This is a genomic window from Piscinibacter sp. PDB1-1 (assembly GCF_056675995.1).
Genome location: NZ_JBWVZJ010000002.1, coordinates 224,188 through 246,691 on the forward strand (window position 1 = coordinate 224,188; position 22,504 = coordinate 246,691).

Annotated in this window: 22 protein-coding genes; 6 read left to right on the top strand and 16 right to left on the bottom strand. The window is 66.5% G+C overall.

Annotated elements, in window-relative coordinates; all coding sequences use genetic code 11:
* The first annotated feature begins 23 nt into the window (after positions 1 to 23).
* Positions 24 to 950 (top strand): arginase, encoded by a 927-nt coding sequence (rocF, locus tag AC1KAR_RS12800; RefSeq protein WP_480318215.1) that lies wholly within the window; start codon positions 24 to 26, stop codon positions 948 to 950.
* 4 nt (positions 951 to 954) lie between these two features.
* Here rocF and AC1KAR_RS12805 read toward each other — a convergent pair whose 3' ends face one another.
* The 7 genes from AC1KAR_RS12805 to AC1KAR_RS12835 form a co-directional block, all read right to left on the bottom strand.
* Positions 955 to 1,425 (bottom strand): thermonuclease family protein, encoded by a 471-nt coding sequence (locus AC1KAR_RS12805; RefSeq protein ID WP_480318217.1) that lies wholly within the window; start codon positions 1,423 to 1,425, stop codon positions 955 to 957.
* Positions 1,422 to 1,820 carry a YkvA family protein gene (locus AC1KAR_RS12810; RefSeq protein WP_480318218.1) on the bottom strand — a complete coding sequence of 133 codons (399 nt, stop codon included), beginning with the start codon at positions 1,818 to 1,820 and terminating at the stop codon, positions 1,422 to 1,424. The genes AC1KAR_RS12805 and AC1KAR_RS12810 overlap by 4 nt, the downstream gene beginning before the upstream one ends.
* Positions 1,817 to 3,301 (bottom strand): potassium/proton antiporter, encoded by a 1,485-nt coding sequence (locus AC1KAR_RS12815; protein WP_480318220.1) that lies wholly within the window; start codon positions 3,299 to 3,301, stop codon positions 1,817 to 1,819. Before AC1KAR_RS12815 ends, AC1KAR_RS12810 begins: the two co-directional genes overlap by 4 nt.
* Positions 3,302 to 3,335: 34 nt before the next feature.
* Positions 3,336 to 4,157, bottom strand: a complete 822-nt coding sequence (locus AC1KAR_RS12820) for a DUF429 domain-containing protein (protein WP_480319421.1) — start codon at positions 4,155 to 4,157, stop codon at positions 3,336 to 3,338.
* Between the two features lie 4 nt (positions 4,158 to 4,161).
* Positions 4,162 to 5,043 (bottom strand): EamA family transporter, encoded by an 882-nt coding sequence (locus tag AC1KAR_RS12825; protein WP_480318222.1) that lies wholly within the window; start codon positions 5,041 to 5,043, stop codon positions 4,162 to 4,164.
* A gap of 54 nt (positions 5,044 to 5,097) precedes the next feature.
* The gene (locus AC1KAR_RS12830; protein WP_480318224.1) at positions 5,098 to 6,495 is read right to left on the bottom strand and encodes an NAD(P)/FAD-dependent oxidoreductase; all 1,398 of its coding nucleotides are present in this window, start codon (positions 6,493 to 6,495) and stop codon (positions 5,098 to 5,100) included.
* 128 nt (positions 6,496 to 6,623) lie between these two features.
* Positions 6,624 to 6,851 carry a hypothetical protein gene (locus AC1KAR_RS12835; RefSeq protein ID WP_480318226.1) on the bottom strand — a complete coding sequence of 76 codons (228 nt, stop codon included), beginning with the start codon at positions 6,849 to 6,851 and terminating at the stop codon, positions 6,624 to 6,626.
* Between the two features lie 128 nt (positions 6,852 to 6,979).
* Between AC1KAR_RS12835 and AC1KAR_RS12840 the strand changes: the two genes are divergently transcribed.
* A complete protein-coding gene (locus tag AC1KAR_RS12840; protein WP_480318228.1) occupies positions 6,980 to 7,873 on the top strand; it encodes a LysR family transcriptional regulator in 894 nt (297 codons plus the stop codon).
* A gap of 27 nt (positions 7,874 to 7,900) precedes the next feature.
* Here the strand turns inward: AC1KAR_RS12840 and gorA are convergent, their stop codons facing one another.
* The 4 genes from gorA to nudB all read right to left on the bottom strand — a co-directional run bounded on the left by gorA (position 7,901) and on the right by nudB (position 12,006).
* Positions 7,901 to 9,295 (bottom strand): glutathione-disulfide reductase, encoded by a 1,395-nt coding sequence (gene gorA, locus AC1KAR_RS12845; RefSeq protein ID WP_480318230.1) that lies wholly within the window; start codon positions 9,293 to 9,295, stop codon positions 7,901 to 7,903.
* Positions 9,296 to 9,461: 166 nt separating this feature from the next.
* The gene (gene clsB / locus AC1KAR_RS12850; RefSeq protein WP_480318231.1) at positions 9,462 to 10,751 is read right to left on the bottom strand and encodes a cardiolipin synthase ClsB; all 1,290 of its coding nucleotides are present in this window, start codon (positions 10,749 to 10,751) and stop codon (positions 9,462 to 9,464) included.
* Entirely contained in the window at positions 10,751 to 11,542 is a 792-nt protein-coding gene (locus AC1KAR_RS12855; protein WP_480318233.1) for an endonuclease/exonuclease/phosphatase family protein, read from the bottom strand. Before AC1KAR_RS12855 ends, clsB begins: the two co-directional genes overlap by 1 nt.
* Positions 11,539 to 12,006 (bottom strand): dihydroneopterin triphosphate diphosphatase, encoded by a 468-nt coding sequence (gene nudB / locus AC1KAR_RS12860; protein ID WP_480318235.1) that lies wholly within the window; start codon positions 12,004 to 12,006, stop codon positions 11,539 to 11,541. The genes AC1KAR_RS12855 and nudB overlap by 4 nt, the downstream gene beginning before the upstream one ends.
* A gap of 204 nt (positions 12,007 to 12,210) precedes the next feature.
* Between nudB and AC1KAR_RS12865 the strand changes: the two genes are divergently transcribed.
* The gene (locus tag AC1KAR_RS12865) at positions 12,211 to 13,356 is read left to right on the top strand and encodes an ABC transporter substrate-binding protein (RefSeq protein WP_480318237.1); all 1,146 of its coding nucleotides are present in this window, start codon (positions 12,211 to 12,213) and stop codon (positions 13,354 to 13,356) included.
* 89 nt (positions 13,357 to 13,445) lie between these two features.
* Here AC1KAR_RS12865 and aspS read toward each other — a convergent pair whose 3' ends face one another.
* From aspS to AC1KAR_RS12880, 3 genes are all read right to left on the bottom strand, one after another.
* A complete protein-coding gene (gene aspS / locus AC1KAR_RS12870; protein WP_480318239.1) occupies positions 13,446 to 15,236 on the bottom strand; it encodes an aspartate--tRNA ligase in 1,791 nt (596 codons plus the stop codon).
* 90 nt (positions 15,237 to 15,326) lie between these two features.
* The gene (locus AC1KAR_RS12875) at positions 15,327 to 15,965 is read right to left on the bottom strand and encodes a DUF502 domain-containing protein (RefSeq protein WP_480318241.1); all 639 of its coding nucleotides are present in this window, start codon (positions 15,963 to 15,965) and stop codon (positions 15,327 to 15,329) included.
* A 36-nt stretch (positions 15,966 to 16,001) separates the two neighbouring features.
* The gene (locus AC1KAR_RS12880; RefSeq protein ID WP_480318243.1) at positions 16,002 to 16,358 is read right to left on the bottom strand and encodes an FmdB family zinc ribbon protein; all 357 of its coding nucleotides are present in this window, start codon (positions 16,356 to 16,358) and stop codon (positions 16,002 to 16,004) included.
* A 173-nt stretch (positions 16,359 to 16,531) separates the two neighbouring features.
* On the opposite strand from AC1KAR_RS12880, the gene AC1KAR_RS12885 reads away from it, so the two are divergent.
* A complete protein-coding gene (locus AC1KAR_RS12885) occupies positions 16,532 to 17,611 on the top strand; it encodes a polyamine ABC transporter substrate-binding protein (protein WP_480319423.1) in 1,080 nt (359 codons plus the stop codon).
* Between the two features lie 24 nt (positions 17,612 to 17,635).
* Here AC1KAR_RS12885 and ubiB read toward each other — a convergent pair whose 3' ends face one another.
* Complete coding sequence (gene ubiB / locus AC1KAR_RS12890) at positions 17,636 to 19,189, bottom strand: ubiquinone biosynthesis regulatory protein kinase UbiB (RefSeq protein ID WP_480318245.1); 1,554 nt, start codon at positions 19,187 to 19,189, stop codon at positions 17,636 to 17,638.
* Complete coding sequence (locus AC1KAR_RS12895; protein ID WP_480318247.1) at positions 19,186 to 19,701, bottom strand: hypothetical protein; 516 nt, start codon at positions 19,699 to 19,701, stop codon at positions 19,186 to 19,188. Before AC1KAR_RS12895 ends, ubiB begins: the two co-directional genes overlap by 4 nt.
* A gap of 105 nt (positions 19,702 to 19,806) precedes the next feature.
* Between AC1KAR_RS12895 and galE the strand changes: the two genes are divergently transcribed.
* Together galE and AC1KAR_RS12905 are read left to right on the top strand one after the other, a co-directional pair.
* Complete coding sequence (gene galE / locus AC1KAR_RS12900) at positions 19,807 to 20,820, top strand: UDP-glucose 4-epimerase GalE (protein WP_480318249.1); 1,014 nt, start codon at positions 19,807 to 19,809, stop codon at positions 20,818 to 20,820.
* A gap of 230 nt (positions 20,821 to 21,050) precedes the next feature.
* Entirely contained in the window at positions 21,051 to 22,463 is a 1,413-nt protein-coding gene (locus tag AC1KAR_RS12905) for an undecaprenyl-phosphate glucose phosphotransferase (protein ID WP_480318251.1), read from the top strand.
* Positions 22,464 to 22,504: the final 41 nt, after the last annotated feature.

Below are 22,504 nucleotides of genomic sequence, written 5' to 3' on the forward strand. Positions count from 1 at the left end.
TCCCCACCGAAAGGGCCCGCGCCATGAGCACTGCCGCCACCCACGCCGTCAGCATCATCGGGGCGCCGACCGACATCGGCGCAGGCACACGCGGCTCCAGCATGGGGCCCGAGGCCTTGCGTGTGGCCAATATCGTCCCGGTTCTGGCCAGCCACGGGCTGGAGGTGATCGACCGCGGCAACCTGAGCGGCCCGGCCAACCCGTGGCAGCCGCCGCTCGACGGTTATCGCCACCTGCCCGAAGTCGTCGCCTGGAACCGACTCGTGCACGACGCGGTATACGCTGAGCTGTCGCAAGACCGCCTGCCCATCCTTCTGGGTGGTGATCATTGCCTGGGGCTCGGGTCGATCAGCGCCGTGGCGCGCCATTGCCGCGATCGCAAGAAGAAGCTGCGCATCCTGTGGCTCGACGCGCATGCCGACTTCAACACCAACGTGCTCACGCCCAGCGGCAACATCCACGGCATGCCGGTGGCCTGCCTGTGCGGCAGCGGCCCGCAGGAGCTGATCGAGATCGGCGGCCACGTGCCCGCGATCAGCCCGAAGTGGGTTCGCCAGATCGGCATTCGCAGCGTCGACGAAGGCGAGAAGCGCTTCGTGCACGAGATGGACCTCGAGGTCTTCGACATGCGCTACATCGACGAGATGGGCATGCGCCACACCATGGAGCTCGCGCTCGCCACGCTGGACGCCAACACCCACCTGCACGTGAGCTTCGATGTCGACTTCCTCGACCCACCCATCGCCCCGGGCGTGGGCACCACGGTCATGGGCGGCCCCACCTACCGCGAAGCTCAGTTGTGCATGGAGATGATTGCCGACACCGGCCGCCTCGCGTCGCTCGACGTGATGGAGCTCAACCCCGCGCTCGACGTGCGCAACGCCACGGCCGAGCTGGCGGTGGACCTGATCGAAAGCCTGTTCGGCAAGAGCACCCTGATGCGCAAGTAGCGCCTCACGGGTTGCAAGGCCCGTGCGCCTTGCGGAACACACGCGGCTCGACCGCCGGCTCGGCAAACAAGCCGCGCCGTGCAGCCATCGCCTCTTTCTCTTCGGCGGCATACGGGCCGAGGCTCTTGCGGTAGTGGTAGCTCCAGGCGTGGCCCTCGCGCACCATCCACGCGGCGATGTCTTCGCCCTCCAGGTGCAGGCTGCCGATGGCGCGCTTGTAGTCGTCGTAGGCCCGCGTCTGCACCTCGACCCGCTGGTGGAGCACGCGCGACGTCAACGCAGCCGTCGCCTGCGCGCCCCACGCCTGGCAACGCTCGGGGGCGTCGATGCCCTGCAGGCGCAGCTTGATGGGCTTGCCACCCGCCTCGGGCTTCACCCACACGGTGTCGCCATCGGTCACGCGGGTGACCGTGCCCCCGGCGGCCAAGGCACTGCCGGCCGACAGCAGCCACACCGCTGCGAGCAGCACTTTCATGACGAAACCAGCCACACCAGCCAGGCGATGAACAGCGCCAGCAGCAAGAGCCACATCAGCACGAAGATCGCCACGCCCCACCACACCTTCGGCAGCTTCTCCTTGGAGACCTCGGCTTCACGCAACTGCGATTCCCACAGCGGCTTGGGCGTGAGGCGGCTCACCAGCGCCACGCCCAGGGGGATGATCAACAGGTCGTCGAGCTGGCCGAGGATGGGGATGAAGTCCGGGATCAGGTCGATCGGGCTCAGCACGTATCCAAGCACCAGCAAGGCGACCAGCTTCGCGCTGCGTGGCGTCTGCGGGTGCCTGAGCAGCTTCCACATGGCGATGACGTAGGTGGCCAGCCGCGCCGCATTGGCCGCACGCAGGAGCCGCCCCTTCTTGAAGATCATGCCGCCGGCCCCTCCTGTGCAGGCGGGGGGAGCAGCGCCACGCGCACCCGGGTGATGCGATCGTCGCGCAGTTCGCCGATCTCGAAATGCGCACCGTGCCAGGTAAACCCATCGCCCACCTCGTGGCCGCGCGCGAGCGTCTCGGTCATCCAGTCACACAAGGAGGGCGGCGCGTTGTTCGGCACCGGCAGCTTGAAGAACGCCAGCACCTCGGCAAGCGGCAGCGAGGCATCGAGCATCAGTCGCCCCGCCACAGGCCCCTGCCCTGGCGCAGGCTCCTGCGGTGGCTGCGCCACTCCGAGCATGCGTGCCGCCCAGGTCAATGACGTACCCTGCAACAGCAGCGAGGCCAGCACCACCGCAAAGGCCACGTTGAAGAAGTGATAGCTGTCGGGCAGCCGCGCCATCAGCGGGAACAGCGCGAGCACGATCGGCACCGCCCCGCGCAAGCCCACCCAGCCGACGAACATGGATTCACGCACCGAGAAACGCATCGGCAGCAGGCACAGCGCCACCGCCAGCGGCCGCGCCACCAGCATCAGCGTGCAGGCCAAGACGAGCGTCGGCCAGAGGGCATCGAGCAGGTGGCTGGGCGAGACCAGCACCCCCAGCAGCAAGAACATGACCGCCTGCCCCGCCCATGCAAACCCATCGAGCGCCGATGAGGCCGCATGCGCCGCCTCGCCGGCGCGATCGCGCAGGATCAAGCCGAACAGATACACCGCCAGGAACCCCGACCCGCCGATCAGGCTCGCCGCGGCGAACACCGCCACACCGCCCGACACGATCACCATCGACAACATGCCGCTGTGCGCCGCCGTCACCGCCAGCTTGCGTGTGATCCGCCGCAGCAACCACGAGACCACCACCCCACTCAAGAGCCCGCAGACCAGGCCCACGCCGACCTGCTGCGCTCCCATGAGCAGAACCTCGGCCGGGCCGGCGTTCGACTGGATCACCGCGATCATGGCCAGCACCAGAAACACGGCCATCGGGTCGTTGAGCCCCGACTCCATCTCCAGCGTGGCCGAGAGCCGCTGCTTCAGGCTCACGCCGCTCTGGCGCAGCAACGAGAACACCGCGGCGGCATCGGTCGACCCCACGATGGCACCGAGCAGCAGGCCATAGCGCCAATCGACATTCATCACCCACATCGCCACCGCACCGACCACCGCGGCAGTGAGGAACACCCCCACGGTCGCCAGCGCCAGCGCGGGCCTCAGGCCGGCACGGAAGGTCTTCATCGGCGTGCTGATGCCACCTTCGAGCAGGATCACCGCGAGCGCCGCGTTGCCCACCCAGGCCGACAGCACCGAGTTGTCGAAGCGCACGCCTCCAGGGCCGTCGACACCGACCAGCATGCCCGCCACGAGGAACACCAGCAGGAACGGCAAGCCCACGCGCGCCGACAGCACACCCGCCACCAGGGTGAAGAACACCAGCAGGCCACCGGCCAGCATCAGGATGTGGAAACCGTACATACAGCTACGGTATCAGAGGCAGTTCAGAGCTGAATCAAGGCGGCGACGGGCGCTCGGCGGTCACGATCCAGCCCTCGAGCGGGTCGGCGTCGCTCGGCAGGCCGTGCGCCGGCTGGCCGCACGCCCAGGCCGCCTGCATGAGACACAGCACGGCATCGAGCGCGTCGCCGGAGGCATCGGCCGCCAGCGCGTCGCGCTGCGCGTGACTCAGCCGCAGGCGCAGGCCGAGCCGGGTGCGGCCTTGCTCCAAGGCGTCGAGCATGTCCTTGCGGGCGATCAGGCGTTCGGGCGTGTGCAGGGACTTGTCGTCACTCTTGTACGAACGCCGGCCGATCAGTTCGCGTGCGAGCAGGCCCGGATAGCCCTCGACCGCCACGCGCTGCGGGTCACTCGGATGCAAGCCCGGCAGAGACACGCCGGCATCGAGCAGCAAGGGCACCCCCGCATGCATCATGAAGGCCACCGGCGGGTTGACCCATTTCATCGACGGCGACGACCCCGCCGGCCCATCGCACGCCCGGTGCGCGAATTTGCCGCCCACCGGGCGGGCGGCACAGAACGCGGCGAAGGTGTCGCGGATCTCCTCGCGCGAGAGCGCTGTGTAATGGCGCATCAGCGGCAGCCACTCAGTGGGCCACCCCAGCGCCCGCACGAGCTCGCGCGGCAGGCCAAACGGGAAATCGCAGGCCGCCAGCCAGGGGCCCGGCGTTTGCAACCAGTCAGCCAGACCATCGAAGCTCTCGTGCAGATCGATGCGCGTGAGCTTCACCACCCCTTGCTGCCGTTCACCGATCGCCACCGTGACGGGCTTGCGCCGCGTCGGCCGGCTGGTGAAGTCGATGCCTGCGAGCAGCACCACGTCACCCCAGCGCCAGGCCGGCCACGCCGAGCCCGATGCACACGGCGCCGGCGATGCGCAGGCCGCGGTCGCCCTCGCCCAGCAGCTTGCCACCGAGCAGGGCGGCGAAGAGCATCGACACCTCGCGCGCGGGGGCGACGTGCGAGAGTGGCGCCAGGCGCACGGCATACAGGACCATCACGTAGGCCAGCGGGCTGACGGCCGCGATCAGCAGAGCGTGCTTCCACTGCGCGCGCGCGGCATGCATGAAGGCGGCGCGATCGCGCAGGGCCGCAGGCAGCATGAAGGGGATGCGCGCGAAGTTGCCGAAGTAGTCGATCAGCACGGGCGAGATCAGCCACACCTTGACGGCGTAGCCGTCGATCAGCGTGTAGGCCGAGATCAGCAGGCCGGTGGCCGCGCCGTAAGCGAGGCCGGCGCGCACGCGCTGGCGTTGTGCGGGGTCATGCGCCTTGGCCCACAGGCCCGGCCCACCGGCGATGAGAAACACGCCGGCGGTGACAGCGAGCACGCCAGCCACGCCGACGGCGCTCATCGTTTCGCCCAGCAGCGCCAGCGCGCCGAAGGCCGCCACCAGCGGGCCGGTCCCGCGCGCCACGGGGTAGACCACGGTCAAGTCGCTCACCGCGTAGCCGCGCAGCAGCACGTTGAAGTACACAAGGTGGGTGACGCCGCTGGCCACGATCAACGCCCACTCGGCCCAGCCCCAGCGGGGCACGGCATCCCAGCCGGCCCATACGCCCACGGGTGCCCAGATGACGACGATGAACAGGGCCACGAGCAGCACGAAACGGCTGTCTCCGCCCGCCTTCTTGGCCACCACGTTCCAGCCCGCATGCAGCAGCGCGGCCACGAGCACGAGGCTCAGCGCAACGAGCGACATCAGTGCGTCACCGTGGCCAGCACCATGACGCGCCCGGACGGCGCGGCATGGCGGTCATGCCGTCTGCCGGCTCTTGGGGCTGTCGTCTTGCAGGTAGACGGCACCGGTGGGCTTGTCGGCCGCGGCGCTTTGCACGTTGCGGCGGCGCCAGGCCCACGACTTGATCGCCTGGGGCAGGATGCTCAGGCAGTTGGCGTAGTAGATGGCCTTGAAGCCCATCAGGCGCGGCCAGACCGGCGTGTTGCGGAACAGGTCGCCCGCCAGGATGGACAGCAGCGCCTCCTGCATGCGCCACAGGTTGCGCGGGTTCATGAAGATGTTGCGGATGGCCGGCGAGGTGATGCGGTAGATGAACCACGAGAACATCTTCGGGCCGTGCACCATGACCTTCTCGAAGCGGCGGAACTGCTTCTCTGCGGCCTTGGCCTCGCCCTTGAGCCACAGGTCGATGGCTGCGGCGCTTTCGAACGAGCTGTTCATCGCGAGGTACACGCCGGACGAGAACATCGGGTCGACGAACGCGAACGCGTCGCCCACCATCACGAAGCGATCTCCGCGGCAGAACTTGGAGTCGTAGGCGTAGTTGCCGGTGGTGGTGGCCGGCTCGAGCAGGGTCGCGTCCTTCAGGCGCTCGGCGAGCTTGGGGGCGAGCGCAATGGTCTGCATCAAGAAGTCGTCGAGGCTCGCGCCCTTGCGGTGCTCCTTGAAGTAACCCGGGTGCGCGACCGCGCCGACGCTGGTGGTGCCGTCGAGCAGCGGGATGAACCAGAACCAGCCATGGTCGAACCAGAAGAGCGTGATGCTGCCTTCCCACTTGCCCGGCGTGCGCTTGGCGTTGGCGAAGTGGCCGAAGAGCGCGGCACTCGCGTGCCGGGGGTTCTTGCGCTTCACGTCGAACTGGTTGGACAGCAGGGTGTCGCGCCCGCTGGCGTCGACCACGAAGCGCGGCCGCCAGGTGGTTTCGCTGCCGTCGTCGCCGGTCACCTTGATGATGGAGCGGCCGTCGCCGGTCTTGCCCGCGTCGAGATCGACGCTGCGCACGCGATGGCCCTCGAAGGTACGCGCCCCTTGCTTGGCGGCATTGCGAAACAGCAGTTCGTCGAACTCGGAGCGCCGCACGTGAACGGCATACGGGAACGACTTGTCCATCGCCTCCGCGAACTGAAAGCGGCTGGTGTGGTCGTGCCAGGGCGAGACGAACTCCGCACCGAGCTTGTTGATGCCGATGCGCTCCACCTCTGCGCGCACGCCGAGCCGGTCGAACAAGGGCATGTTCATCGGCAAGAGCGATTCACCAATGTGAAAACGCGGGTGCTGTGCCTTTTCGAACATCACGACGTCGTGGCCCTTCTCGGCCAGCAGGGCCGCCATCGTGGAGCCACCGGGGCCTCCACCGATGACGACGACGTCGGGGGTGTTGCCTGTGAATTGCTTCGGGGCGTTCGGGGTCATTGCTCGCAGCCTGGGGTTGTTGGTATGGGGCCGCGCCGGCCTCCACCGCCGGCGCAATTGGCGAGTCTACCGATCCCCCGGGTGCCGCGAGCGGCACCTCCCGCGGCCGCAGGCTTCGCGGCCGAGTGTCAGCCCTGCCAGGCGCGCACCCACCAGACTGAGTGCGTGCGGGTCACGTGATCGGGGCGGCTTGCGCGTCTCGACAGGCGCCGCAGGGCCTGCCAGGCGTTGTCGATGGCCTCGTTGCGCAGTTGCTCCGCGCGCAGCGTCGCGACACACCTCGCCTCGGCCAGGGCGTGCAAAGACTCCAGGCGCGAACGCGGGTCGGTGGCAGGGGTGGGCGATTGCGTGTCCATCAAGGCTCCTCGTGCGTGCGTGTCACACGCTTCGGGAGCACTTTAGGCAGCCGCAGCGCTGTGCGAAACACCGGCTGCCGCAAATGCGCCTTGCAGTCACTGCAAAGGCGAGGCCCTAGCATCGCTGCATGCACGACCTCTCATTTGATGAACTGTTGCTCTTCGCCCGCGTTGCCGCGCTGGGCACCTTGTCGGCCGTCGCCCGCGAGCGCGACGTACCGGTGAGCCAGGTCTCGCGCACGCTCGCACGCATCGAGAAGAGCGCCGGCGCGCGGCTCATCCATCGCTCTACCCACGGCCTCTCGCTCACGGCCGAAGGCAGCACCTTTCTCGAGTACTGCCTGCGCATCACCGCCACGCTGGATGAACTCGAAGGCGAGTTCGCTACCAGCACGCGCGAGCCGAGCGGCGTGGTGCGCGTGGCCGCCAGCACGGTGATGGCGCAGTACCAGTTGCTGCCCAGCCTTGTCGGGCTGGGCGAGCGGCACCCCAAGGTGCAGGTCGAACTCGACGTCAGCGACCGGTTTGCCGACGTCGTGCGCGACCGCATCGACATCGCGATCCGCTCCGCGCCCACCCTGCCCGACACCGTGGTCGCGCGGCAGATCGGCGTGCACGACCGCGCGTTGTACGCCGCGCCGGCCTATCTGGAACGTGCCGGCACACCCGCGCATCCGGACGATCTGCGCCACCATCGTCTCGTGGCCAACAGCAGCGCGGCGCACCTCAACCACTGGCCCTTCATCGTCGATGGCCAGAAAGTCCGCTTCGACGCCCAGGGCCACTGGCGAGCCAACGACTCCGGCCTCGCGGCCAACATGGTGGTGCAAGGGCTGGGGATCGGGCGCTTGGCGACCGTCGCGGCTGGCCCGCTGGTGCGCCAGGGGCTGCTGGCCCCGGTGCTGGCGGGCTTCGTGGAATCGCAGCCCACGCCCATCCATGCCGTCACCGCGAGCGGCCGGCTGCGGCTGCCGAAAATCCGCGCCTGCCTCGACTACTGGACCGAATGGTTCGCCCGCTGAATCCCAGAGTGCGCGTCGAAAGCGCGCTCAAGCACCGGCCACGCGCAGCACTTCGCGCAGGGTGACGAATTCTTCGGCCCCCGTCGGGTGGATGCCCAGCGTGCGGCCGAACACCGCCTTGGTGAGGCCGCCCTGCAGCGCCACCGCAAATCCCTGCACCACCTCGCCCGCTTCATCGCCCACCATGTGGAGGCCGACCACGCGGTCGCTCGCATCGTCGACCAGCAGTTTCATCAGCGTGCGCTCGTCGCTGCCAGACAGCGTGTGGCGCAGCGCCTTGAACTCGGTTCGGTAAACGCGCACCCGGCCGTGGCGTTCGACCGCCGCCTGTTCGCTGAGGCCGACCGTGCCCACATTCGGGTGCGTGAAGATGGCCGTGGGCACGAGGCCGTAGTCGATGGCTTGCCGGGGGGCCTTGCCCGCCGCCGGGCCGAACAGTTGATCGACCAAGTGCATCGCCTCGGCCAGCGCCACCGGCGTGAGGGCCTTGCGGCCAATCAGGTCACCCAGCGCGTACACCGATGCCTGGCTGGTCTGCAGGTGCTCGTCGGCCGCAACCGTGCCGTCCTTGTTCAGCCGGATGCCCAGCGCATCGAGGCCCAAGCCGGCGGTGCGTGCGTGGCGGCCGGTGGCGTGAAGCACCGCATCGGCCTCGACCACGCTGCCGTCGCTCAAGCGCACCCGCTGAACTGCGCCCACGCGCTCGACGGCGGCGATGGTGGTCTGCAGTTGCACCGCCACGCCCTTCTTGCGCATCTCGGCCGCCAGAAAGCCGGCCATTTCGGTGTCGAAACCGCGTAGCAGTTGCTCGCCACGGTGCACCTGCGTCACCTGAGCGCCCAGGCCCTGGAAGATCGAAGCGAACTCGCAGGCGATGTAGCCGCCACCCACCACCACCAGCCGCTTGGGGAACGGCTCCAGGTCGAACATGTCGTCTGACGTCAATGCCCATTCGGCACCCGGCCCTGTCGGCGCCACCGGCGCGCCACCGGTGGCAAGCAGGATGTGTCTCGCACTCAGGCGCTGCGCCCCGCCTTCGCAGTCGACCTCGACAACGTGGTCATCGATCAAACGCGCGCGGCCCCGCAGGATCTGAACCCCCGCTCCTTCGAGCAGGCCGAGGTAGATGCCGTTGAGCCGGGCGATCTCGGCGGCGCGGCGCTGCTTCAGCGTGGCCCAGTCGAACACCCGTGCCTCGCCTTGCCAGCCATAGCCGTGCGACTGCTCGAACAACTCGCCGTACTGCGCCGCGTAGCTGTAGAGCTTCTTGGGGATGCAGCCCAGGTTGACGCAGGTGCCGCCCAGCGGGCCGCACTCCGCGACCACCACGCGCGCGCCGCGCTGCGCCGCCATGCGGCTGGCACGTACGCCGCCACTGCCGGCGCCGATGACGAAAAGGTCGCAGTCGTAGGGTGACGTCATGAGAGATGTCTATGGCTGTGTCGTGAGGGTTCGTGCAGTGTCGTCAATGCGTCGATCACGCGCATCGACATCCGGAAACCCACGCACTGCGCGCGTGGGTTTCAAGCGGTGACACTGAAAGACGCGGCAGAAGCGGGCCGCCGGCCTCAGCCGCGAGCCGTGGCACCTAGTAGCGGCCAGTGATCCCCGCCACGCGCAGGTAGACATGGGCACACCAGGCCACCAAACCGCGCCGCAGCACACCCTGCAGCGAGCGGTGTCGCGCTTGCGCCGGGTCGATCTCGAGCGAAGCTTCGACCGCCTTGTCGAACTGCTCGGTCACCGAACGCGTGAACTGAGGGTCGCGGATCACGACGTTGGCTTCGAGATTGAGCAACAACGAAAGCGGGTCGATGTTGGAGCTACCCACCGTCGCCCAGTCGTCATCGACCACGCCGATCTTGGCGTGCAGAAAGGCGGGCGTGTACTCGAACACGCGTACGCCGTGGCTGAGCAGGTCGTCGTAGAGCGCGCGCGCGGCCATCGCGGCGATGCGGTAGTCGATCTTCCCTTGCAGCAGCAGGCGCACCTGCACCCCGCGCTTGGCCGCGGCGCGCAGCACGCGCATGAAGGCACGATCGGGGTAGAAGTACGGGGAGATCAGATCGACGCGGTGCTGTGCGTTGCGAATGGCATCGATGTAGCTGCGCTCGATGGCTCGGCGTTGGCGCAGGTTGTCGCGCATCACGAAGGCCACTCGCAGCGGCTGCAGTCCGCTCAGCTCGCCCGCAATCCGGGCGCCCTTGGGCATGCGAAGGCGCTTCAGCATGCGGCGCGCGCGCGCCACGGGTTCGGCACTCCGCGCGAGCGCAGCCATCTCCTTGCCGAACTGGCGGCCGGCGCGGGCCCGGGCCCACAGCGCGCTCGTGGCCTGCTCGATCGGCTTGACCACCGGGCCCAGCAATTCGACGGCGTAGTCGAGCCGCGGCTGCTCGCTCCAGCCATGGATCTGGTCGTAGCGGTCGTCGATGAGATTGACGCCACCGATGAACGCCACCTCGCCGTCGACCACGCACAGCTTCTGGTGCAGCCGGCGCAGCTGGCTCGGCTGGAGCCAGCTCCACCAGCGATGCAGCGGCCTGAACACCGCCAGCAACACACCCGCCTCTTCGAGCTGGCCGCGCACGGCATCGAGGCAGCCGCGCGAGCCGAAGCCGTCGACCACCACCTTGACCTGCACGCCGCGCCGCGCGGCATCGACCAGCGCCTGCGTCACCGCCTCGACCCGGCCGTGGTTGTCGTAGATGTAGGTGGCCAGCCAGATCTCGTGGCGCGCGCGCTCGATGGCGCGCACCATGGCCGGGAACAAGGCATCGCCGCCGGACAAGAGCGCCGCCACGTTGCCACCGGTGTAGACGGCACGCGGCACGACGCGCATCAGTTGAGGCTCGCCAGTGTCGCGGCGTGGGGGCTTCATCAGGCCAGCTCGAGTTCGGCCACCAGCGGCAGGTGATCCGACATGCGCGCCCAGGCCGCGCCGCGCGGCACCTCGGTGCCGGTGCAGCGAAGGCCACGCGTGTAGATGCGGTCGAGCGAAAACACCGGCACGCGCGAGGGGAACGTGCGCTGCGGCGGGCTGCCCGCATGTTCGGCGCGCGCGAGGCCCATCGCGCGCATGGGTGCATCGAGCTTTGCGCCCCAGTCGTTGAAGTCGCCGGCCAGCACCACGAGTTCGTCGCGCGGGATTTTCGACGCGATGAACGCGGCAATGCGGTCGACCTGCCGCACGCGGCTCGAATGCATCAAGCCGAGGTGCGCCACGATGGCATGCACGCGTGTGTCGTTCCAGTGCACCACCACGTGCAGCAGGCCGCGCTGCTCGAAACGGTGGTCCGAAACGTCGTGATGGCCGATGTCTTCATGGAGCGGCCAGCGCGAGAGCAGCGCATTGCCGTGCTCGCCGCCGTTCGTGATGGCATTGGTGCGGTACGCCACGTCGTAGCCCTCTGGCGCGAGGTGCGTGGCCTGCGGCACGCGCGGCCAGCCGAAGTGCGTATCCGGAAAACGCCGTGCCTCGCCATGGTTGAAATTGCGTACTTCTTGCAAGAACACCAGATCCGCGTCGAGTGCCTCGATGCCAAGACCGATGTTGTGGATCTCCAATCGCTTGCGCGGCCCAAGACCGCGCACACCCTTGTGAATGTTGTAGGTGGCCACGCGCAAGACATGGCTCGGATGCATCGTGACCTGACTCGCGCCTCGTGTCATGTGAAGCGGGGCAGTTGAAGAATGGCCTCGGCGTTCGAGGGCGAGAAGCACTGGTCGGCCGCCTCGCGCCAATCCAGCCATTGGTAGCGCAGATGCTCGCGCGGCGCCAGCGTGACCGGCGTTCCCGCGGGCACCTGCAAGCCGAACACGTGCTCCGTGTTGTGCGTCACGCCCGGGGCATAGCGGTGCCGCCACACGGGGTAGATCTCGTAGATGTTGCTGAGCTGCCAGTCGCGCAGGCCCGCCAGCGGCACGGCGGCCGAACCGATGACGATGCCGGTTTCTTCGCCCACTTCGCGCACCGCGGTCTCCTGCAGAGGTTCGTCGATGCGGTCCTTGGAGCCGGTCACGCTTTGCCAGAAGCCCGGCCTGTCAGCGCGCTCCAGCAGCAGCACCCGGCGGTCGTCGGTGTGGATCACGACGAGCACGGATTCCGGGATCTTGTGGGCAGAACCGTAGGCCATGCGCCGACTTTATCTGCGGACGCACCGCGGGGGGTGCGGTGCGCCATTCTTGTTCTCGCTGGCTCGAACACGCAGGGTGAGCCTCATACCTCCATTCAGTAAGTGATTGTGTGAATTCCGTACGTGTCTCACCTGTTAGTAGGTTGTCACTAACCTGTTTTGCGCTTGAGAATTTGCAGATCACCCTCGGAACCGCCCAAAGCCATGATCCGCAGACCCTTCATCAGCCGTCGCCAAGCCCTTCAATTCGCCGCAGCCTCCGGGTCAGCCGCGCTGGGACTGCCCACCATGGCGCAGAGCGAACGTGAAATCCGCATTGGCCAGAGCATCCACCTGAGCGGGCCGCTCGCGCCCACGATCCTCATGACGCTCAAGGGCCAGGACCTGGCCTTCGACGAGGCCAATGCGGCCGGTGGCGTGCAGGGCCGCCCCATCAAGCTCATCAAGCTCGACGACGGCTACGATCCGAAACGCGCGCCCGCGAACGTGCAGCAGCTGATCGAGAAGGAAGGCGTGGTCTCCCTCTTCGGCCTGGCCAACAGCAGTGGCATCGGCGCCTCGCTGCCGCTCCTTGCGCAAAAGCGTGTGCCGCTGATCGGCATCTACAGCGGCCTGCCGGCGCTGCGCGCCAAGCAGCACCCGTATTTCTTCACGACCATGGCCAGCTTCGAAGACGAGGTCTCGCAGATGCTGCGCAACCTGGTCACCGTGCAGCAAGGGCAGGTCGGCCTGGTCACGATGAACAACCCCTTCGGCCAGATGATGCAGCCGGTGGTCGAGAAGGTCGCGGCCCAGCATGGCGCGACCATCGTCGACAAGCAGTCGCTGGAGGGCGATGGATCCAACGCCGAGGCGGTGGTCAAGTCACTGGCGGCCAAGCAGCCCAAGGCCATCCTGATGATGATCTTCGGCCCTTCGTCGGTGCCGCTCGTGAAGAACGCGCGCAAGCTGCTGGGGGGCGTGCCGATCTACGCCTTGTCGATCGCCAACAGCGCACCGCTGATCAAGGCCATGGGCGTCGACGCCCGAGGCCTGGCCATCACGCAGAGCGTGCCCTACCCCTGGCGCGAAACCACCCGCCTCACCCGCGAGTTCAACGCAGCCGCCCGCAACGCCAAGCTGGAAGCGAGCTACGAGCTGATGTTCGGCTACCTCAACGCCCGCATCCTGATCGAAGGCCTGAAGCGCGCCGGCAAGAACGTGACGCCGGAATCACTCAAGACCGCGGTCGAAGGCATGACCCGCGTGGACTTCGGCGGTTACGAGGTGAACTACTCGCCAACCCAGCACCACGGCTCGCGCTTCGTCGAGATCACGATCGTGGGCCCCGACGGCAAGTTCCTGCGCTGAGGCCAGCGCCGCACGCGGCGCACCCCATCCAGCCCCCCAATGCAAACGGGCCATCGAAAGATGGCCCGTTGTGCTTTCAGCGCATCAGATCACGCGACCGGCTGCGGGTTGCGCAAGCGGATGTGCAACTCGCGCAGCTGCTTCTCGTCGACCGGGCTCGGAGCATGCGTGAGCAGGTCTTGCGCACGCTGCGTCTTCGGGAAGGCGATCACGTCGCGGATCGACTCGGCCTTGGTCATCAGCGTGACCAGACGGTCGAGGCCGAAGGCCAGGCCGCCGTGCGGTGGCGCGCCGTACTGCAGCGCATCGAGTAGGAAGCCGAACTTGAGTTGCGCTTCGTCCGGGCCGATCTTCAAGGCGCTGAACACCTTGCTCTGCACCTCGGCGCGGTGGATACGGATCGAGCCGCCACCCAGCTCCCAGCCGTTGAGCACCATGTCGTAGGCCTTGGCGATGCACTTGCCCGGGTCGGTGTCCATGTAGTCCTCATGGCCGTCCTTGGGCGAGGTGAACGGGTGGTGCACCGCGTTCCAGCGCTCGCCGTCGTCGTCGTACTCGAACATCGGGAAGTCGACCACCCACAGCGGGGCCCAGCGGTCCTCGAACAGCCCGTTCTTGCGACCGAAGTCGCTGTGGCCAACCTTGATGCGCAGGCCACCGATGGCGTCGTTGACGACCTTGGCCTTGTCGGCACCGAAGAAGATCAGGTCGCCGTTGCAGGCGCCCGTACGGGCGATGATCTCTGCGATGGCCGCGTCATGGATGTTCTTGACGATCGGCGACTGCAGGCCTTCGCGGCCCTTGCCAGCGTCGTTGACCTTGATCCAGGCCAGGCCCTTGGCACCGTAGATCTTGACGAACTCGGTGTAGGCGTCGATCTCGCCGCGGCTCATCTCGCCGCCACCCGGCACCCTGAGCGCCACGACGCGGCCGCCCGGCGTGGTGGCGGGGCCGGAGAACACCTTGAAGTCCACGTCCTTCATCACGTCGGTCAGCTCGGTGAACTCGAGCTTCACGCGCAGGTCGGGCTTGTCGCTGCCGTAGCGAAACATCGCGTCGGCGTAGGTCATCACCGGGTAGCCGGGAAGGTCCACACCGATGGTGTTGCGGAACACCGTGCGGATCATTCCTTCGAACATGCCGCGGATCTCTTCCTCGTTCAGGAACGAGGTCTCGATATCGATCTGCGTGAACTCAGGCTGGCGGTCGGCGCGCAGGTCTTCGTCGCGGAAGCACTTGGTGATCTGGTAATAGCGATCGAAGCCGGCCACCATCAGCAGCTGCTTGAAGAGCTGGGGCGATTGCGGCAGCGCGAAGAACATGCCTTCGTTGACGCGGCTGGGCACCAGGTAGTCCCGCGCGCCCTCGGGCGTGCTCTTGGTGAGCATCGGCGTCTCGATGTCGATGAAGCCGTTGGCATCCAAGAACTTGCGCACCTCCATCGCCACGCGGTAGCGCAGGATCATGTTCTTCTGCATCGCGGGGCGGCGCAGGTCGAGCACGCGGTGCGTGAGGCGGGTGGTCTCCGACAGGTTCTCGTCGTCGAGCTGGAACGGGGGCGTGACACTCGGGTTCAGCACCTCGAGCTCGTGGCACAGGATCTCGATCTTGCCGCTGGTGAGGTTGGCGTTCTCGGTGCCGGCCGGGCGCGGGCGCACCTTGCCGACCATCTTTAGGCAGAACTCGTTGCGCACGCCCTCGGCCACCTTGAAGGTCTCGGCACGGTCGGGGTCGCAGACGATCTGCACCAGGCCTTCGCGGTCGCGCAGATCGATGAAGATGACGCCGCCATGGTCGCGGCGGCGGTGGGCCCAGCCCATCAAGGTCACGGTCTGGCCGAGCAGCTGTTCGCTGACGAGGCCGCAATATGTTGTTCTCATGGGTTCACTCCGGAATCGGGGGAAGATTGTGCGGCGGCAGCGCGAGGCGCGCCAGCACGGCAAGTCAAGGCGATGGGTTTGGCGCGAGCGTCAATTTCGGGCGAGCGCCGCCTGCGGCAAAGGTGGCGCCACCACGCCCATCGAGATCACGTACTTGAGCGCCTCGTCGACGCTCATCTGCAGCACGATGACGTCGGCACGGGGCACCATCAGGAAGAAGCCCGAGGTCGGGTTCGGTGTCGTGGGCACATACACGCTCACGTAGTCGCCCGACAAATGGATGGCCGCTTCGCCACCGGGCTTGCCGGTCACGAAGGCGATGGTCCAGGAACCTTGGCGCGGGTACTGCACAAGCACGGCTTCGCGAAAGGCATTGCCGCTGCTCGAAAACAGCGTGTCCGAGACCTGCTTGACCGAGCTGTAGATCGACTTGACGATCGGGATGTGCGAGAGCACGCGATTGGTCTGGCGCAGCGCCCACTGACCAAAGATGTTCGCCGCGAACATGCCGGTGAGCAGCAGCCCGCAGACCATCACCACCACGCCGAGGCCTGGCACCTTGCGCAGCATTTCGAGCGATTCGCGCGCCGCCTCGGGCAGAACTGCCTGCGAGGCCGAGATCACTGTGCCGAACACGTCGTCCATCAGGCCCAGGACCGAGTGCAACACCCAGATGGTGATGGCCAGCGGCAACCAGACCAGCAGGCCGGCGATCAAATATTTCTTCACGAGCTTCCTTGGTGAATCGGTATCGGGCCGGCGGTGTTACTGGCCACCCGAGCTGCCACCAGTGCTGGGCGCAGCCGGGGTCGGAGCCGGCGCGGGGACGGGGGCCGGGGTCGAGGCAGAAGCAGGCGACCCGGCAGCCGCATCGGACTTCGGCGCATCGGTACTCGCCGTGCCGCCGTTGGCCGGCGCCGCGCCGTTCTTGGCTTCAGAGCCACCACGGAAGTCGGTCACGTACCAGCCCGAACCCTTGAGCTGGAAGCCCGCCGCGGTGACCTGCTTCTTGAATTCGCAAGCGCCACAGGCCGGGCAGACGGTCAGCACCGGGTCGGAAATCTTTTGCAGCACGTCTTTGGCGTGACCGCAGGCCTCACACCGATAGGCATAGATAGGCATGGCTAAGCCTTTGATTCAGAACGAAAAACATCAAATTATACGTGGCGTCGGCGTTTCCCCTGACGGCATTCGGCCCTCTGGAATAATTGATGCATACACCGTTCGAAATCCACAAGGAGCCCTCAGTGACCCGCTTCACCGCCCGACGCCTCGCCATCCTTGCCAGCAGCCTGATGCTGGGCCTGACCGCCATCGGCGCGGCCCAGGCCGCAGATGCCCCCGAAGAAAAGGTTCTGAACGTCTACAACTGGTCGGACTACATCGCCGAAGACACGCTCAAAAACTTCGAGAAAGAGACCGGGATCAAGGTCAACTACGACAACTACGACACCAACGAGATCCTTCATGCCAAGCTCGTGGCGGGCAAGACGGGCTACGACATCGTGGTGCCCGGCGCGCACTTCGCCAAGCAGCAGATCGAGGCCGGCCTCTTCCGCAAGCTGGACCGCTCGCTGCTGACCAACTGGGGCAACCTCGATCCGGCCATCCTTGAACAGATGGCCAAGGTCGACCCCGGCAACCAGTACCTGGTCGACTGGATGTGGGGTTACGTGACGGTCGGCATCAACGTCGAAAAGGTCAAGAAGGCGCTGGGGAGCACCCCGATTCCGGCCAATCCCTGGGCCTTGCTGTTCGACCCGGCGTACGCGGCCAAGCTCAAGGGCTGCGGCGTGAACTTCCTGGACTCGGCGTCCGAAGTGCTGCCGGTCGCCATGTTGTACGTGGGCAAGCCGGCCTATAGCCGCACGGCCGCCGACTACACGGCCGCCGGCGACATGCTCAAGAAGGTGCGCCCCTACGTCACGAGGTTCTCGTCGTCGGGCTACATCGATGAACTGGCCGGCGGCTCACTGTGCGCCGTCATGGGCTACTCGGGCGACATCAACATCGCTCGCGCCCGCGCGCTGAAGGCCAAGAACCGCAACACCATCGAAGCCTTGATCCCAGCCAGCGGATCGACCCTGTTCTTCGATTCGATGGCCATCCCCGCAGACGCCAAGCACCCGAAGAACGCGCACTTATTCATCAACTACATCCTGCGCCCCGAAGTGCACGCGTCGCTGTCGAACAAGGTGTTCTATGCCAACCCGAACAAGGCGTCGCTCAAGTTCGTGGCCAAGGACGTGGCGGAAAACCAGTCGATCTTCCTGAGCGCGAAGGACCTCGCCGGAATGACCGCGCCGGACAGCCTGCCGCAGGACATCCGCCGCGTGCAGACACGCACCTTCACCAACTTCAAGGCGGGCCGCTGATCGACAGCGGCGGGCGCTGCCGGTTCAGCGAAGAACCAGCGCGCCCAGCGCAACGGCCGCAGAGAGCGCGACTGCCAGCACGCCCCACACGGCGCGCTTGAGCAGCCGGTTCGTGCGCTGCTGCTCGAGCAGCAAGGCCTGCATCAACACCCCTTCCTGTGGTCGCTGAGCCTGCACCTGCAGCGCCTGGTGCACCAGGCGCGGCAGTTCCGGCAGGATCTGCGCGTAATGCGGTGCCTCCTTCTTGGCGCGCTCCAGCAAGCCACGCCAGCCCACCTGCTCGTTCATCCATCGCTCCAGGAACGGCTTGGCCGTGCTCCACAGATCCAGTTCGGGGTCGAGATGGCGGCCCAGGCCTTCGACGTTGAGCAGCGTCTTTTGCAGCAGCACGAGCTGCGGCTGGATCTCCACATTGAATCGGCGTGAGGTCTGGAACAGGCGCAACAGCACCTGGCCCAGAGAGATGTCCTTGAGCGGTCGGTCGAAATGCGGCTCGCACACCGCGCGGATCGCGCCTTCGAGCTCTTCGACCCGCGTGCCCGGCGGCACCCAGCCCGACTCGAGGTGCAGCTCGGCCACGCGCTTGTAATCGCGCCGGAAGAATGCAATGAAATTCTGCGCGAGGTAGTCCTTGTCGAACTCGGTGAGCGTGCCCACGATGCCGAAATCGAGTGCGATGTAGCGGCCGAACGTCTCGGGCGCGATGCTCACCTGGATATTGCCGGGGTGCATGTCGGCGTGAAAGAAGCCGTCGCGGAACACCTGGGTGAAGAAGATGGTCACGCCATCACGCGCGAGCTTCTTGATGTCGACGCCCGCCGTGCGCAGCCGCTGCGTCTGGCTGATCGGCACGCCCTTCATACGCTCCATCACGATGACGGTCTGCGTGCACAGATCCCAGATCATCTCGGGCACCATGACGAGCTGCAAGTCGTTCATGTTGCGCCGAAGCTGTGCGGCGTTGGCCGCTTCGCGCACCAGATCGAGTTCGTCGTGAAGGTACTTGTCGAACTCGGCCACCACTTCGCGCGGCTTGAGTCGCTTGCCATCGGCAGAAAGGCGCTCGACCCATCGTGCGAGTTGCTTCAGCAGCGAAAGGTCGTCGTCGATGACGGCCAGCATGCCCGGGCGCAGCACCTTCACGGCGACCTCACGGCCATCCTTCAGAACGGCGAAGTGCACTTGCGCGATCGACGCGCTGGCCACCGGCTCCGCATCGAAGCTTGAAAACAAGTTCTCGATCGGCTGCTTGAAGGCGAGCTCGACCAAGCGGCGGGCATCTGCCGCCGGGAACGGTGGCACACGGTCTTGCAGCTTGGCCAGTTCATCGGCCACCTCGGGCGGAAGTAGATCTCGCCGAGTGGACAACACCTGACCGAACTTGACGAAGATCGGGCCCAGCCGCTCCAGCGCCTCACGCAGGCGGTAGCCAGGCGGCGCATCGAGATTGCGTCCAAGCGTTGAGACACGAACCAGCCCCCTCACCCAGCGCTGGCGAAAGCCCGACAACGCCATCTCGTCCAGGCCGAAGCGCAGGACGGTGTAGACGATGAAGACCAGTCGGGTAACGCGCCTCATCGGGGGCCGCGCGCCACAAGGCCCTGCAGTGCGCGCACCGCTTCGCGCAGCCCGGCCCCGATGGCGTTGGCCCCGCGAGTCAGCTCGTGCGCGGGCCCCTGGCCGATGATGCGAGCCACGTCGTCCTCGACGTCCCATCGCAGATTGGCGATCAGCCAGCTCACGTCCGCGGCCAAGGCCGAATCACCCTCGATGCCGACCTGCGGTCGCTCGCTCGCAAGCCATTGCCCCACGAGGCGCAAGGGGTTGGAGGCATCGACACTGATCTTGAGATCCGGCTGGGCAGGCGCCTGGTCACCGCACCATTCGAGCAAGCCCGCCGGCGTGATGACAAACGCGACGACAGGTGGCGCGGGCAGCAGGCTCGGCCAACCTGTCCATACCAACTGGATGGACCTGCCGCTGTGCGGCCGCAGCTTCTCGGTAGCCACCGGTTCGGCTGCGATCACGTGATTGAGCAGGAGCGTGATGCGCTCCATGGCGGCAGAGCCGAGCGAGGCGAAGATGTTCATGGGGGAATTGTAGGTAGCCGGCACGTCCCTTGATACAGGGGTGCATGCGCGGGGTCATGCACCTCTATGATCAACCGCGAATCTGCGCCGAAAGACCCCTCACCCATGCCCCGAATCCTTCTCACCGGCGCGACCGGCTACATCGCATCTCACACCTGGATCGCCCTGCGGCAGGCAGGCTTCGACGTGGTCGGTGTCGACAACTTCGCCAACAGTTCGCCCAAGGTCCTGGAGCGGCTGGCACGCCTCATCGGCGACACACCGGTGTTCGTGGAGGCCGACGTCTGCGACCGGCACGCCATGGAGCGAGTCTTCGATGCCCACCCGATCGATGCCGTGGTGCACTTTGCCGCGCACAAGGCCGTGGGCGAATCGATGCAAAAGCCGCTCGAGTACTACCGCAACAATATCGGTGGCCTCGTCAATGTGGCGCAGGTGATGGAATCGCGTGGCGTGCGCCGCCTGGTGTTCAGCTCGTCAGCCACTGTGTATGGCCAACCCGATCAGTTGCCGATCACCGAGGACTCGCCCCTGTCCGCCACGAATCCTTATGGAACGACCAAGCTCCTGGGCGAACAACTCCTGCAAGAGCTGGAACGCTGTACGCCGGGCTGGTCCATCGCCTACCTGCGCTACTTCAATCCTGTGGGCGCCCACGAGAGCGGCGACATCGGCGAAGACCCTCGCGGCACGCCGAACAACCTGATGCCCTATGTGGCACAGGTGGCCGTCGGCAAACGGCCATTTTTGCAAGTGTTCGGTGGCGATTACGGCACGGCTGACGGCACGGGCGTGCGCGACTACATCCATGTGATGGACCTCGCCGAAGGCCACGTCGCCGCATTGAGACATCTTCTCGATGGCTCCGGATCGCTCACCGTGAACCTGGGCACCGGCCGCGGCTACAGCGTGCTGGAGGTCATCCATGCTTTCGAGCAGGCCAGCGGCAACATGGTCGCGCACCAGATCGTGGCCCGCCGCCCCGGCGACGTGGCCGCCTGCTATGCAGACCCGAGCCGAGCGCGCGAGCTGCTCGCCTGGACGGCCACGCGCGACCTCGGCCAGATGTGCACCGACACCTGGCGCTGGCAGAGCCGCAATCCGCAAGGCTACGAGTAGCGCTCCCTCACCGTGAAGCATGCACGCCTGGGGACCCCCGCATGTGTGCGCACCCCCACACTTGCGGGCCCTTTCTGACCGGGCAATTGGGACAGAATCCATCGCGTCCAAGGCACTTGCAGTACGCCGACGTTTTCAATCGATACCGGTCTGCGCAGGCACGTGCGGACAGGGCTGGCACACCGCATGCCTGAGCAGTGCCATCAAGCCCCCAACGGAAGGCACTGCCAGTGGATCAACCCCTCGCGATGTTCGAAGACCGTCCCTCCAAGCGAACGTTCTTCAGCGCACCCCAATCGGTGACGTCGCTGATGGCGGCCTTTCTCGAGCCGGCCATCACTGTCGTCACGTTTCTGGGCGTGAACATTTATCTCGACGTGTTCATCGGGCGACCCGAGTTGGTGCTTTGCCTGCTCGTGTTCGCGCTCACCTTTCCCGGCCGCAACCACTTCCGGCAGAACCAGCTCGCTGCCAGCGTGGACATCGTGTCGTCGTGGTTCGTGCTCGTCGGCGTTCTCATGCTGTGCGGGTACGTGACACGCAGCCTGAGCTACTTCGAACCCAGCGCACTGATCGCCTGGGTCATCGTCACACCTGTTGTCCAGTGGCTCGCGGTCTGGGTTGGGCGTCAGGTCGTCGTGAGGCAAGCTGCGCTTCCTGAAGCGCGCCGCCGCGCCATCGTCGTGGGTGCAGGCCCGCTCGGCGTCAAAGTCGCGCGGGCGATCTCCGCTGCCGACGACAAGGGCGTGGACTTCGCTGGCTATTTCGATGACCGAGCCGACGCACGCGTCGACGGTCTCGCGATGGAGCAAGTGCTCGGCGGCCTGAAGGATGTGGCGGCGTTCATCCGCAAGAACGCCATCCGGGAGGTCTTCATCACCCTGCCGCTGGGCTCACAGCCGCGGATCGTCGAACTTCTCGAACAAATCCAGGACACCACGGCATCGCTGTTCTTCGTGCCCGACGTGTTCGGCATCAGCATCATCCAGGGCCGCCTTCAGGACATGAATGGCCTGCCCGTCGTCGGCATCTGCGAGACGCCGTTCACCGGCACCAACGAATTGGTGAAGCGCGTGAGCGACATCGTCCTGTCATCGCTCATTCTGGTTCTGATCTCGCCCATCCTGGCCGCGATCGCGATCGGTGTGAAGCTGAGCTCACCCGGGCCGATCCTCTTCCGCCAGCGTCGCACCGGCTTGGATGGCGACGACATCAACGTCTACAAGTTCCGGTCGATGCGCGTGCAGGACAACGGGCCGGTCGTGCGCCAGGCCACCCGAAACGATTCGCGGGTCACGCGGTTCGGCGCGTTCATCCGTCGCACCTCGCTCGACGAACTGCCGCAGTTCTTCAACGTATTGCAAGGGCGCATGAGCATCGTCGGGCCGCGGCCGCACGCCGTGGCACACAACGAAGAGTTCCGTCGCATCGTCAAGGCCTACATGGTTCGCCACAAGGTCAAGCCGGGCATCACCGGCTGGGCTCAGGTGAACGGCCAGCGTGGCGAAACCGACACCGTGGCGAAGATGCAGGCCCGCGTCGAGTACGACCTCGAATACCTGCGCAACTGGTCGCTCGGTCTCGATCTGCAAATCATTGTGCGTACCATCCGGCTCGTGTTCTTTGACCGCAACGCTTACTGAGCTCCGCTCAAACGCGCCATCCCGTCATCGCCAACGAGGTC